Here is a 13,047-nt window from a genome sequence, read left to right on the forward strand (position 1 = left end):
TATTCAATTCATCTTACCGTTCGGAAAGCTTGCCGTAAGCCGGGTTCTGTACTCCTGGTGGTTCGAACGGGAACGACCCTCCCACTGTGGAGCGACAATCATCTATCTAGGCCGTACATTGCTGCACGGCTCCAGCAACCAACCCGGACGCGCCTCGGGCAAAGGCTGCAGCCTCGAAAGCTGCGGCGTCCTCTCGGTCTTGCTCCAGATGGGGTTTACCAGGAACGTAGTCACCCACGCTCCTCGTGGTCTCTTACACCACGGTTCCACCCTTGCCTGATCTGCTAGCGGCCGCTAGCAGCCATCGGCGGTCCATTTCTGTGGCACTATCCTTCAGCTCGCGCTGACTGGACGTTATCCAGCATCCTGCCCTATGGAGCCCGGACTTTCCTCTCGCAGCTCGCGCTGCCAGCGATTGTCTGTCAAACTTTCCGTTTGCACGCTTAAGTATACAAGGTTTGCTCCGAAAGCTCAACCCTGTAAGTCCTGTCTGCTGTGACAGCGGCTGCCAGCTAACGCCCTATACGAAGACGAACGGTTCGGTATTCAGCTTGGAAGGCACGGCGATAGTCTCCGATTTGCTTTCCGCCAGACGATCATTCAGCCATTCCGCCACTTTCGTTTTCATGACCTTCTCGATGTTATGGCCGGCGTCGATAATCGTCATGCCCGCCGCAAGCGCGTCATGCGCCGTATGATAATCGATATCTCCCGTCACGAGCACATCGGCGCCCGCAAACATGGCATGTCTTACATACTTGGCCCCCGCGCCGCCGAGAACGGCCGCTTTGCGGATCGGTTTGTCAAGCGGTCCGACGACCCGCAGCATCGGGACGTCGAACGCGCCCTTCAGCCTATGAGCCAGCTCCCCTAAAGTAAATGGGGCTTTCAGCTTGCCCGCTCTTCCAAGACCATACGATCTGCCCGTCAAATCTACAGGATACAGGTCGTATGCAACCTCCTCGTACGGATGAGCCTTCAGCATGGCTGATACCGTTTTGCGGTGAATGCTGTAGGGCACGATCGTCTCGATGCGAACTTCATCCGCATATTCCAGCTCGCCTTGTTTGCCGATGAACGGGTTCGTGCCTTCGCCAGGCCTAAACGTGCCTTGACCGCGAATATTGAAGCTGCAGCAGCTATAATCGCCTATTTCTCCGGCACCAGTCCGCCAGATTGCCTCGAGGACGCTCTTGTGATGGCTCTCGGGAACGAATACGACGAGCTTGTACAGCTTATCGGTATGAACCTCCTCGAGGGATTGGCGTCCTTCCTCTTCGATGCCGATTTGATCCGCGAGCCAATCGTTAATCCCGCCGTCCGTCACATCCAGATTCGTGTGGGAGATATAGACGGCGATATCGTTTTTGATCAGCTTTTCGTACAGCTTCCCCGCGGGCGTCGAGGTATCCAGCTTGGCGATCGGACGGAAAATGATCGCGTGATGCGCGATAATCAGATTCGCGCCCGCTTCGATGGCTTCGTCCACCACTTCATCCGTTACGTCGAGCGCCACGAGCGCTTTCGATATCGGTTTGTTCAGCGTGCCGAGCTGCAGTCCGATCTTATCGTTCTCCACCGCGTAGTGCTTTGGAGCCAACCGCTCCATCAGTTGAATCAATGCCGCGCCATTCGTAAGCACTTCAGCACCTCCTCGATTCGTTCGATATCCGCTTGGAATTGCTCCCTCTTGCTTGCGGCTTCGGGCAAATCCGAAGCGCTCATTTGCTTCCTTATCTTCTCCAGCTTCTCGATCTCAAGACGCCACTTCTCTTCGAGCGTCTCGCTGCCTTCGCGGATCAAGTGCGGCCCCATTCGAATTAACAGCCCTTTGAGCGCGGAGCGATCCCAATCCAGAGGAAGAAACGACCCGTCGTATAGCTTCGCGTTTAAAGCTTCCGCATCCGGCTGGCGTTTGGCATGCAGCACCTCGTAAATTTTGCCGTCCTCCTCGAGAATCGACTCATTCGCAAGATACCAGCCTTGCTCCAGAAGCCAAAGCCGTACGGCATCTTCCCCTACATTCGGTTGCAGCACTAGCTCCGTAACGCCCTCCAGCTTGCCGGCCTGACGCCCGGTCTCCAATATTTCGCGCATGAGCAGACCGCCCATACCCGCAATCGTAACGGTATCCGTCTCTCCCGGTTTCAGCACGGCCAGTCCGTCGCCCTGCCGCACCTCCAGCAGCGCGGTCAAATTGGCGTCCGCCGCTTGTTTCTTCGCCGCCATATACGGGCCGGCGTTGAGCTCGCCAGCTATGGCAGAGCGCGATTTTCCGCTTTGCAGCAAATAAACAGGCAGCAGAGCGTGATCGGAACCAATATCCGCCACGCGGCCTCCCGTCGATACGTAATCCGCAATTCGCTGCAGACGTTTCGATAATTTGATCATTAAGCCACCCACACCATCCATTGCTTCCGCAACGCGAAGAGAAGTCCTCCGCCTATTGCGATTTTTGTAATTAGCTGCAGATGCAGCCATGCCGTGTCTTTCACGATGACCAGCGTGTATAATTCCGGTATCAGCCAAGCCATCGCGCAGGTCAGAAAAAGAATCGCCGCGGTCGGCTTGCTCCAACGATGGAAGAACCAGCTGCTCCACCCGAACAAGATTGCGAGCGGCAGCCAGAAGAGCTGAACCTCGTACCATGTCGGTTCGGGAGCATAACGGGAAAGAAGCCACCCATAGACAAGCAGCGCGCTTAACCAGCCGCATTGATGTAGAATATGTATTCGCGCGAGAATGCCGTAGACGATCCAGAAAAGCGCGCAGAACGCAAGCATCCCGGTCTTCCAGCCCCAATCGGTCAGCTCATGAAGCTGAAGGATATGCATGCCTCCGCCCAGCAATATCAGCATCCCCATGCTGATAAGGGATAAACCTAGCGATTCGTTCCGATGGCGCATTCTATGGCCAATCCACATAAAAGAGAGGACCGCGCCAAGTACGACGCCAATTTGCAATACGGGATGAAAACGGCTAAAATAAAGCACAACGAAGGAAATTAAGGTAAAAGTTCCAAATGTAAGCAGCCATTGTTTGCCCGTGGCCTTCTGCACGGCGGCAATCGCTTTGCCGACCGCATGCGTCGGCGACTCGGCGCGATCAGCATCTTGGCTTTCGGGATCGGCATATAAATTAAGCAAAAAGTCGCAGTACTGATCCGGAAGCAGCTTGCTCCTGCGCCAATAATCGATTTCTTTTACGATCGTTTGCCTGCGTTCCTGATTCATGGTGTCAAGCATCCTTTCCATCCGTCTACGCTCGCACATTGGAAAAAAGACCTCGCTGCCTAAGCAGAAAGGTCATGGGTATCGCCATTATTCGAGGAAATCTTTAAGTCGCTTGCTGCGGCTCGGATGACGAAGCTTCCGCAGCGCTTTCGCTTCGATCTGTCTAATCCTCTCGCGCGTAACGCCGAACACTTTGCCTACTTCCTCCAGCGTTCTTGTCCGCCCGTCATCCAGGCCGAAACGAAGACGAAGCACATTCTCTTCGCGCTCGGTGAGCGTATCGAGCACGTCTTCCAGCTGCTCCTTCAGAAGCTCATAGGCTGCGGCATCGGCAGGAGCCAAAGCTTCCTGATCCTCGATGAAATCGCCGAGATGCGAATCGTCTTCCTCGCCAATTGGCGTTTCCAGCGATACCGGCTCCTGTGCGATTTTCATAATCTCCCGCACCTTCTCCGTGCTAAGCTCCATCTCAACGGCGATTTCCTCCGGCGTGGGTTCGCGTCCAAGCTCCTGCAGGAGCTGACGGGATACGCGAATCAGCTTGTTAATCGTCTCCACCATATGAACCGGAATTCGGATCGTTCTTGCTTGGTCCGCGATCGCGCGCGTAATCGCCTGCCGGATCCACCACGTCGCGTACGTGCTGAACTTAAAGCCTTTCTGGTGATCGAATTTTTCAACCGCCTTGATCAGGCCCATGTTGCCTTCTTGAATCAAGTCCAAGAACAACATCCCGCGGCCGACGTAACGCTTGGCGATGCTGACAACGAGACGCAAGTTAGCCTCTGCCAATCTCCGTTTCGCTTCTTCGTCCCCGTTCTCGATGCGGATCGCCAGCTCGATCTCGTCGTCCGCCGACAGGAGCGGCACGCGGCCGATTTCTTTTAAGTACATCCGAACAGGGTCGTTGATTTTGATGCCTGGCGGAAGAGCAAGGTCGTCGTCAAAGTTGAAATCGTCTCCATCCCGTTCGGCGTCGTCGTTCGACGCGCGCATCGGATGATCTTCGTCGCTCTCGTTCAGTACCTCGATTCCATGATCGTCCAGCTGCTCGAAAAACTCGTCGATCTGCTCCGGATCTTGATCAAAGGGAGAAAGTTTCTCCATGATTTCTTTATACGTTAAGGAGGATCTTTTCTTGCCAAGCTCGATAAGCTGATCCTTGACCTGGTCCAGCTTCTGTTCGGTATCTAATTCAGTATGTTGATCGTTCGCCATTTCCGACTCCCTCCTCCCTAGAATTCATCATGAAGTTAACCTTTCAGCTGTCTCTCTAGGGTAATAATCTCAAGACCTAAGCGCGCTGCTTCTAGAGCGTCGCCGGCGCGCTCGGCGCGCACCATTTCTTCTTTTTTTCTTTCGATTTCCCGAAGCTGCGGCACCTTCAGGATCGTTCCGATATAAGCCTCGAGGATCGTCTCGTCGAACGGGAAGTCGCCATCCATAAGAAGGATGGAAGACGCGATCTCTTCAAGACGGTCATCATGCAGGGTTTCGATGAACTTGGCGGCGTCCGGTTCATATCCGCCCGCATAATAGGCGTATAAATAAGCAGCAAGCGCTGCGTGATCCTCTACGTTAAACGAATCGCCGATTCTCTGATGCACGGCTTCGGCAATCTCGCGATCCCGCATCATAACGTGCAGCAATCTCCGCTCCGCGTACGTGTATGCCGGCATAATGCCCGGCGCTTTGGACGTACGGCGCTTTTCATTCCTACCATTATTCCACGAATTGTCGTTATTATCCCCCGAAGGCTTCTTTTTTTGGAGCTCCATCCGGATGTTATGACAATCTTGCTTGAGCGCGTCAAGCGAGATGTCGAATTCCCTGGACAGCTCTTTCAAATAAACCTCGCGTTCCGTGGATGAATCGAGGCCGGCCACAATATCGATGGCCTCCATCAGGTAGTTTTTACGACCTTCTTCTTTTAGCAGTATATGGTTTTTTCTTGAATATATAAGCTTAAATTTTGTAACGGAGACCGGCTCGTCCATAATTTCCCGCATATAATTTTCCGGTCCGTATTCGTTTATATATTCATCCGGGTCTTTACCCTTCGGCAGCATAGCGACCGATACCCTAAGGCCTGCCGCTTCAAGCATCGGGATCGATTTGTAAGCCGCCGCTTGCCCCGCGTCATCCCCGTCGTAGCAGAGCAATACTTCCTCGGCAAGCCGGCGCAGCAAGGAGCAATGTTCTTCGGTAAGCGCGGTCCCCATCGTAGCAACGCCATTCTGAACGCCGGCGCTCCAAGATTTAATGACGTCCATGTAGCCTTCGAACAATACGACTTGCTTGCTTTTCCTAATGGCGGGCTTGGCATAATGCAGGTTGTACAGCGTTCTGCTTTTCGTGAAGAGCATCGTTTCCGGCGAGTTTAAATATTTCGGCCCGCCTTCGCCGATGATGCGCCCCCCGAAAGCGGACGCTTTCCCGCTTGCATCCCACAGAGGAAACATGATCCTGCCTCTGAACCGATCCACATAACCGCTGCCGTCGCTCTTCGCGGACAGCAGACCGCCCTTCTCCATCAGAACGGGATCGAAGCCTCTTCCCGTCAGAAAGCGGGTCAATACGTCCCACTCGTCCGGCGCAAATCCGATCATGAAATGATCGATCAAACGATCCGACAGCCCTCTCTCGCGCAAATAGTTTTTGGCCCGGCTTCCTTGCTTCGTATTATTAAGCAAGTGATGATAAAATTTGATGGCCAGCTCATGCGCTTCGATCAGCTTCAGGCGGTTAGGATCCTGGGTCGTCTCCTTGCCGCTTTCTCCCGCCCAAGTAATCGGCATGCCGGCTTCTTCGGCGAGGTATCGGACAGCTTCCGGGAACGTGTACCCTTCCTTAAACTCCATGAATCGAATGACGTTTCCGCTTTTCCCGCAGCCGTAGCAATGGAAGATCTGCAGCTCCGGAGTGACGGTGAACGAAGGCGTTTTCTCTGAATGAAACGGACATAACCCCTTCATATATTTGCCCTGCTTCGTGAGGTGAACGTACTTTCCGACCGTTTCCACGATGTCATGACGTTTGCGTACCGCGTCAATGACCTCATCCGGTATCTTACCGTTTGTCATCGTTCATCACCAACATCTCAGCAAATTGATTCTAGTTCAGATTTTTAATAATATTCGCTAAACGTCCGGTTTCTCCTGCTCGATTTGCAAAACTTTTGTCAACTTTTGTTGAAAAGCTTTACGGTCGTCCTCGGTCATCGCTTTTGGCCCTTTCGTTCTGCCTCCCGCGCGCCTCAATCTCGCCCCTTGATGTCTGCGTTCCATCAAATAATCGATGTTCTCGTCCGTATACTGCTCGCCTCTCGGCGAAAGCACGACCGCTCCTTTGCCGAGCGCCATGCAGGCGAGACCGAAATCCTGAGTCACGAGAATATTCTTAGGCCTAATATGATTCATAATATACAGATCGACCGATTGGCTGCTGCGGTCGACCTGGACGACGCGAACGCCTTCTCTCGCTTCCATTCGATGGTCGTAGGAGGCAACCATGCAGACGGAAGCTCCGAACGCTTTTGCCGTTTCTTCGATTTCGGATTTGACCGGACACGCGTCCGCGTCAACGACGATAGTCAACGCATCTGGAATTGGAATAAGTTTCACCGCTCGCCCTCGAAATGTTGGATTGCCCTACTATTATATACGGTGAACGGTCAAAAAAATCCTGCATTTACTGTCCTCGGACGTACTCCATGATCAGGCTTGCCGTTTCTTCCACCGCTCGGTGCGACACGTCGATGACGACGCAATCCAGCTTCTTCATCACTTCGTCCGCATACCGCAGCTCCTGCTCGATCCGATCCGTCGTTGCGTACGATGCCGTATTGGGCAGACCTAATGCCTTTAACCGTTCTTTGCGAATGACGTTCAGATACGCCGTATTGATCGTGAGCCCGATAATTTTGTTTTTGGGCAGCTTGAACAATTCGTCCGGCGGCTTAAGCTCCGGCACCAGCGGAACGTTCGCGACCTTAAACTTCTGATGGGCCAAGTACATGGAGAGCGGCGTCTTGGATGTGCGGGACACCCCGACGAGGACGATATCCGCTTTGAGCACTCCTGATGTATCTCTCGCGTCGTCGTATTTGACGGCGAATTCGACCGCCTCGACCTTGCGGAAATAATCGGCGTCGAGCACATGGTTCAGTCCCGGCTCTTGGCGGGATTTCCGGCCCGTCTGATGCTCGAGCGTTTCGATGAACGGTCCCAGCAGGTCGATGGCGGCGATTTGATGCTCCTCCGCCAGTCTCTTCATCGCTTCCCGCAGCTGGGGCAGAACCAAGGTGTACAGAACGATCGCCTGCGAAACCTTGGCGAGCTCCGTAATCCGGATCAGCGCCGATTCGTCCGAGACGAACGGCGCCCTCCGAATTTCCGCGCTGATCGGGTGAAACTGCGCAATGGCGGCGCGAACGACCAGCTCGCCCGTATCGCCTGCCGCGTCGGATACGACATATACGATAACTTCGGGTTTACCCAAGGATTGCGTCATGCACTTCATCCTTTCCGCGCGCTCTCATATTTACACACAGGTACAGCTTTACCAAACGAGCTTCGAGAAATCCGCGATTTTGGCGATGTCCGCGGCTATGACTTTCAGCATGGCCAGACGGTTAGCCCGGACCTTCTCGTCTTCGGCCATAACCATAACGCTGTCGAAATAAGCTTGAATCGACGGTTTAAGCGCGGCAAGCGATTCGATCGCGGCCGAAGCGCTTCGATTCGACATCGCGGCTTGGAATGCCGCCTGCCCGTTTTGCCAAGCTTGATACAGCTGGCCTTCCGCCGCTTCCGCGAACAACGCCGGATCGACGGTATCGCTTGTAGCTTTCCCCGCCAGATTGCATATCCGGTTCAGCTGCTCCACGACAAGCTTGAATTCCAGCCTGCTCTCGCCCGAAGCGAGCGCGCCGACGGCGGAAGCGCGATTAGCCGTAAGAAGCAGATCGTTAATGCCTGGCGCCATTGCGGCGTCCACGACGTCGTAACGATGGCCTTGCTCGGACAGCCAATTTTTGACCCGAAGCGAGAAGAACTCGCCCAATTCTTTACGAATATCGTCGGCGGAACGTTTCAGTCCTCTCTCTTCGTGTACGCTCAGCGCAATATCATAAAGCTCGTTCAAGCCGAGCTTAATGTCGAACGCAAGCAAAATTTGAACGATACCCGCCGCTTGTCTTCGAAGCGCGTACGGATCCTGCGAGCCTGTCGGAATGATGCCGATCGAAAAACATCCGACGATCGTATCGATTTTGTCGGCCAGGCTCACAATGGCGCCCGTCAGCTCGGAAGGAACGGCGTCGCCCGAGAATCTAGGCTGATAATGCTCGTTGATGGCTTTGGCGACTTGCTCGCTCTCGCCAAGCTTGCGGGCGTAATCTTCGCCCATGATGCCTTGCAGCTCCGGGAATTCGTATACCATCTGCGATACGAGATCGAACTTGCATATCGCTGCGGCGCGGGACACGTGGGCGGCCGCTTCCGGCGACGCCTTCAGGGCGCCTGCAATCGCGTTCGCTACGGACACGATGCGGCGAACCTTGTCGGCCACCGTTCCAAGCTCTTCATGGTATACGATGGATTCCAGCTTCGAAAGCGCGTGCTCGATGGTCAGCTTATGATCTTCCTCGTAGAAGAACTTCGCGTCGGACAGTCTAGCGCGCAATACTTTTTCGTTACCCTTCGATACCAGATCGATGGAGCGGCGGTCGCCGTTGCGCACCGTTACGAAATACGGCAGCAGCTTGCCGTTGCCGTCCAGCACAGGGAAGTAACGCTGATGCTCTCTCATCGACGTGATCAGTACTTCCTGCGGGATGTTCAAGAACGAAGGATCGAAGGTGCCATAGAGGGCGTTCGGGTACTCAACCAGGAACAGCACTTCCTCCAGCAAGTCCTCTTTGATCGCGATCGTCCAGTTTTTCTCCGTCTTCAGATCGTCCAGCTGCTTCAGAATAAGAGCCTCGCGCTCGGTGATATCCACGATCACGTGCTGCTCGCGAAGAGCCTCCGCATAGCGGGCAGGTTCGCTTATAACGGCGTCTTCGCCCAGGAAGCGGTGTCCGCGGGACACATTGCCCGTCGCGACGCCCGCGATTTCGAAAGGAATAATCTCCTGTCCGAACATCGCTACCATCCATCGGATTGGGCGGACGAAACGAAGCTCGTAGCTGCCCCAGCGCATATTTTTTGGAAAGGACATCGAAGTGATCAGGCTGCTAAGCCCATCGGCGAGAATAGAAGCCGTTTCAAGGCCGATGCTGCTTTTCTTCGCGTAGACGTATTCTACTCCAGCCAGCTCTTGGAAGTAGAGCTGCTCCGGCTCGACGCCTTGGCTGCGCGCGAAGCCGAGCGCCGCTTTGCTCCAGTTGCCCGCTTCGTCCATCGCGATCTTGCGGGACGGGCCCTTCGCTTCTTCGTTGCTGTCCGCTTGTTTCTCCGCGACGTCGCGGACGAGGATAGCCAGCCTTCTAGGCGTTGCGAAAGCTTCAACCACACCGTGTTCGACCCTGGATTCGGACAGCCACTTCTCGGCCTTCTCTTTCAATTGATTGATCGCGCCGCGCACGAAACGCGCAGGCACCTCTTCTAGGCCGATCTCCAGTAATAGGTCTTTAGCCATTCTACTCCACTCCTTTCTTCAGCAACGGGAATCCCAGACGTTCGCGTTCTTCCAGATAGGTAGCCGCGCACTGGCGCGCCAAGTTCCGGACTCTCGTTATATAACCCGTACGCTCCGTCACGCTGATCGCTCCGCGCGCGTCCAGAAGGTTGAACGTATGGGAGCACTTCAGCACGTAATCGTAAGCCGGGAACACCAGATGATGCTCCATCGTTTTTTTCGCTTCTTCCTCGTACATGTTGAACAAGGAGAACAGCATCGCCGTGTCCGACGTCTCGAACGTATATTTGGAATGCTCGAATTCAGGCTGCAGGAATACATCGCCGTACGTCACGCCGTCCACCCATTCCAGGTCGAATACGTTCTCTTTCTCTTGAATATAGGAAGCCAGTCGCTCCATGCCGTACGTAATTTCAACCGCTACCGGATTCGCGTCGATGCCGCCTACCTGTTGGAAATACGTGAACTGGGTGATTTCCATGCCGTCCAGCCATACTTCCCAGCCAAGTCCCCAGGCACCGAGAGTAGGAGACTCCCAGTTATCCTCGACGAAGCGGATATCATGGTCTTTGGCGTCGATGCCAAGACGTTTCAAGCTCTCCAGATACAGCTCTTGGATGTTATCCGGCGACGGCTTCAGAATCACTTGAAATTGATGATGCTGGTACAAGCGGTTCGGGTTCTCCCCGTAACGGCCGTCCGCCGGGCGGCGGGAAGGCTCAACGTAAGCCACGTTCCATGGCTCCGGGCCGATCGAGCGAAGGAACGTCATGGGATTCATCGTGCCCGCGCCCTTCTCTACGTCGTAGGGCTGTACCAGAATGCAGTTCTGTTCCGCCCAGAACTGTTGAAGCGTTAAGATCATGCCTTGAAAATTCATTCCGTTTCGACTCCTTCTTCCTTGTTATCGTAAAGCTTAAACACGAGCATCCTATGTATCGGCGATTGCAAAACAAAAAACTCCCGCCTCTACGTCTGCTCATCAGACGTAGGGACGAGAGTTGTATCCCGCGGTTCCACCCTACTTGGTTATCCTTTCACGGATAACCCTCTTTGTTCAAAATAGACTCCGGAGCGCCCTTCGTCGTGTTCGTCCCATCGGGCTCTCACTTCCCCCGATTCGCTGCAATTTGTCGACGTTTCACGATTACTTTCTCCATCATCGTCCACTATTCATAATTTTATATTGTATTCATCTAAATGCCAAAAGTCAAACGAATTTGTCAAGCTGATCGAGAAAGTTGCGGGATTTCAAATGGAGCCCAAGCTGCGCGTCCATTAACGCGCGCATATGGCGTTTCAGCTCCGTTTTCGTTTCGGGCTTTACCGTGATCGCGCCTAGTCTTCTCATGTCCAATCTTCGAAACAGGCGCAATAGCTTATGAGCGCTTTCGCTTATGGCGGCCGCGGATGGATCTCGCCCCCCGCATCTTCCGCATAAGACGCCGCCCGCATGGGCCGACAGCTTAAACGGTCCGACCCGATTGCCGCAGGAAACGCACTCTTCCAGCTCCGGAGCGTAACCGGACAGATCCAGCACTCTCATTTCGTACACATGCATCACGATTTGCGGATCCTTGCCTTCGCTGAATGCGGTGAGACAAGCTTTCAACTGCTCGAAATAGAAGACGCTGGGCTCCTCCTCCTGCAGCGTTCGATCGGTCAGCTCCGCCGCGTAAGAGGCGTAGGCGGATAGATCCAGATGCATACGCAAATCATGGTGAGATTCGATAATCTCACCATGATTGAGCGTTCCGAGGCCGGTTCCCCGGAAGTATTGGTATTCCCCGTACGTAAATGGCTGGGCCAGCGATGAATGCCTGCTTTTCACTTTTTTTGCCCCGCGGATCAATACGCCCGCTTTGCCGTTCGTTTTTGTGAGCAGCGTCACAATTTTATTGCTCTCGCCGTAATCCATGCTTCGGATTACGATTCCTTCCACGCGATAAAGCATATCGGCGTCTCCCCCATGAAACTTGCCAATCCTTACTGCCTGTCGTCCATCGTCGCAATATCTTCGTCAAATTCCGGAATGGTTTCAGGATGCTCCGATGATCCGTACTGATCCATTTCCTTATACAGCATGAAAGATTCGACATCCCCGGTCAACGTAAAATACTTCCACGAAAAATCTCGCATTCGTATTCATCCCTTTCCGCCTCGGAAATGCTGCTCCAGACGGTATTAGGATGTGAAATTTGCGGGACGCGTATCCGTGAGAAAAACTGTTATCGCACGCCGCCCGGATTCCTATCAGTCATGCCGAAAACCGAGATCCTTCAGCACTCTTTCCTGATTGCGCCAATCCTTCTTCACCTTCACCCACAGCTCGAGGAACGTCCGCGAGCCGAGCAGCGCCTCGATATCCTTCCGGGCCTGCTTGCCGACTTCCTTCAGGAAATCTCCTCGTTTGCCGATGATGATTCCCTTCTGGGAATCGCGCTCCACGAAGATTACGGCCCCGATGTAGACGACGCCGTTTTCCTGGACGCGCATATCCTCGATCGCGACGGCGATCGAATGCGGCACTTCTTCGCGCGTCATGTGCAATATTTTTTCCCGGATCAGCTCCGCGCACACGAATTGCTCCGGATGATCCGTAATTTGATCCGCCGGGTAATACTGCGGCCCTTCCGGCAAATAGCGCGTAAGCTGCTCCAGCAGCGTCGTCACGTTATTGCCGTTAAGCGCGGAGATCGGCACGATTTCCGCGAACGAATACAATTCGTTGTATTGCGCGATCATCGGCAGAAGCTGCTCCGGCTCGATCTTATCGATCTTGTTCATGACCAGGAAAACCGGGGTCTTCACCTTCTTCAACTGCTCGATAATAAAACGGTCGCCGCCTCCGATCCCCTCCGAAACATCGACTAGGAATAGAGCGGCCTCGACTTCTTTGAGCGCGCTCTCGGCCGTCTGCATCATGTAATTGCCAAGCTTCGATTGCGGCTTATGAATGCCCGGCGTATCGAGGAATACGATTTGCGTATCGTTCGTCGTATAGACGCCGTGAATTTTGTTGCGCGTCGTTTGTGGCTTGTCGGACATGATCGCGATCTTCTGGCCGATCAGATGATTCATTAGCGTAGATTTCCCTACATTCGGCCTTCCGATGATCGCGACGAAGCCCGAGCGAAACTTGTTGCCGCCTTGTTCATTCGTTTGATTCATG

The 13,047-nt window shown here is 54.0% G+C and carries 12 protein-coding genes and 1 other RNA gene; all 13 read right to left on the reverse strand.

Features of this window, described 5'->3' with window-relative positions; all coding sequences use genetic code 11:
- Positions 1-20: 20 nt before the first annotated feature.
- An RNA gene (gene rnpB, locus NQZ67_RS04635) (RNase P RNA component class A) lies at positions 21-431 on the reverse strand.
- 89 nt (positions 432-520) lie between these two features.
- Complete coding sequence (locus NQZ67_RS04640) at positions 521-1,642, reverse strand: Nif3-like dinuclear metal center hexameric protein (protein WP_257443173.1); 1,122 nt, start codon at positions 1,640-1,642, stop codon at positions 521-523.
- Positions 1,618-2,391, reverse strand: a complete 774-nt coding sequence (locus NQZ67_RS04645) for a tRNA (adenine(22)-N(1))-methyltransferase (RefSeq protein WP_257443176.1) — start codon at positions 2,389-2,391, stop codon at positions 1,618-1,620. The genes NQZ67_RS04640 and NQZ67_RS04645 overlap by 25 nt, the downstream gene beginning before the upstream one ends.
- Positions 2,391-3,233 (reverse strand): hypothetical protein, encoded by an 843-nt coding sequence (locus NQZ67_RS04650; protein ID WP_257443177.1) that lies wholly within the window; start codon positions 3,231-3,233, stop codon positions 2,391-2,393. The genes NQZ67_RS04645 and NQZ67_RS04650 overlap by 1 nt, the downstream gene beginning before the upstream one ends.
- Before the next feature lie 87 nt (positions 3,234-3,320).
- Entirely contained in the window at positions 3,321-4,451 is a 1,131-nt protein-coding gene (rpoD, locus tag NQZ67_RS04655; RefSeq protein WP_257443178.1) for an RNA polymerase sigma factor RpoD, read from the reverse strand.
- Positions 4,452-4,486: 35 nt separating this feature from the next.
- Positions 4,487-6,316: a DNA primase gene (gene dnaG, locus NQZ67_RS04660; protein WP_257443180.1), complete on the reverse strand. Its 1,830-nt coding sequence runs from the start codon at positions 6,314-6,316 to the stop codon at positions 4,487-4,489.
- A 57-nt stretch (positions 6,317-6,373) separates the two neighbouring features.
- Positions 6,374-6,856, reverse strand: coding sequence for a YaiI/YqxD family protein (locus tag NQZ67_RS04665; RefSeq protein ID WP_257443181.1), 483 nt, complete (start codon positions 6,854-6,856; stop codon positions 6,374-6,376).
- 67 nt (positions 6,857-6,923) lie between these two features.
- Positions 6,924-7,745: a pyruvate, water dikinase regulatory protein gene (locus NQZ67_RS04670; protein WP_257443182.1), complete on the reverse strand. Its 822-nt coding sequence runs from the start codon at positions 7,743-7,745 to the stop codon at positions 6,924-6,926.
- A gap of 48 nt (positions 7,746-7,793) precedes the next feature.
- Positions 7,794-9,875, reverse strand: a complete 2,082-nt coding sequence (gene glyS / locus NQZ67_RS04675) for a glycine--tRNA ligase subunit beta (RefSeq protein ID WP_257443183.1) — start codon at positions 9,873-9,875, stop codon at positions 7,794-7,796.
- Position 9,876: 1 nt separating this feature from the next.
- Positions 9,877-10,755 (reverse strand): glycine--tRNA ligase subunit alpha, encoded by an 879-nt coding sequence (gene glyQ, locus NQZ67_RS04680; RefSeq protein ID WP_257443184.1) that lies wholly within the window; start codon positions 10,753-10,755, stop codon positions 9,877-9,879.
- A gap of 330 nt (positions 10,756-11,085) precedes the next feature.
- A complete protein-coding gene (gene recO / locus NQZ67_RS04685; RefSeq protein ID WP_257443190.1) occupies positions 11,086-11,829 on the reverse strand; it encodes a DNA repair protein RecO in 744 nt (247 codons plus the stop codon).
- 32 nt (positions 11,830-11,861) lie between these two features.
- Positions 11,862-12,014 carry a YqzL family protein gene (locus NQZ67_RS04690; protein WP_257443192.1) on the reverse strand — a complete coding sequence of 51 codons (153 nt, stop codon included), beginning with the start codon at positions 12,012-12,014 and terminating at the stop codon, positions 11,862-11,864.
- A 114-nt stretch (positions 12,015-12,128) separates the two neighbouring features.
- The gene (gene era / locus NQZ67_RS04695) at positions 12,129-13,046 is read right to left on the reverse strand and encodes a GTPase Era (protein ID WP_257443193.1); all 918 of its coding nucleotides are present in this window, start codon (positions 13,044-13,046) and stop codon (positions 12,129-12,131) included.
- Position 13,047 lies beyond the last annotated feature (1 nt).

It is taken from the genome of Paenibacillus soyae, from assembly GCF_024623455.1.
Classification (GTDB): Bacteria; Bacillota; Bacilli; order Paenibacillales; family Paenibacillaceae; genus Pristimantibacillus; species Pristimantibacillus soyae.

Bases quoted from the DNA above. Each gene is read 5' to 3' on its own strand.
- NQZ67_RS04645 (WP_257443176.1), bottom strand. From the start codon at position 2,391: ATGATCAAATTATCGAAACGTCTGCAGCGAATTGCGGATTACGTATCG.
- NQZ67_RS04650 (WP_257443177.1), bottom strand. From the start codon at position 3,233: ATGAATCAGGAACGCAGGCAAACGATCGTAAAAGAAATCGATTATTGG.
- rpoD (WP_257443178.1), bottom strand. From the start codon at position 4,451: ATGGCGAACGATCAACATACTGAATTAGATACCGAACAGAAGCTGGAC.
- dnaG (WP_257443180.1), bottom strand. From the start codon at position 6,316: ATGACAAACGGTAAGATACCGGATGAGGTCATTGACGCGGTACGCAAA.
- NQZ67_RS04670 (WP_257443182.1), bottom strand. From the start codon at position 7,745: ATGACGCAATCCTTGGGTAAACCCGAAGTTATCGTATATGTCGTATCC.
- glyS (WP_257443183.1), bottom strand. From the start codon at position 9,875: ATGGCTAAAGACCTATTACTGGAGATCGGCCTAGAAGAGGTGCCTGCG.
- glyQ (WP_257443184.1), bottom strand. From the start codon at position 10,755: ATGAATTTTCAAGGCATGATCTTAACGCTTCAACAGTTCTGGGCGGAA.
- recO (WP_257443190.1), bottom strand. From the start codon at position 11,829: ATGCTTTATCGCGTGGAAGGAATCGTAATCCGAAGCATGGATTACGGC.
- NQZ67_RS04690 (WP_257443192.1), bottom strand. From the start codon at position 12,014: ATGCGAGATTTTTCGTGGAAGTATTTTACGTTGACCGGGGATGTCGAA.
- era (WP_257443193.1), bottom strand. From the start codon at position 13,046: ATGAATCAAACGAATGAACAAGGCGGCAACAAGTTTCGCTCGGGCTTC.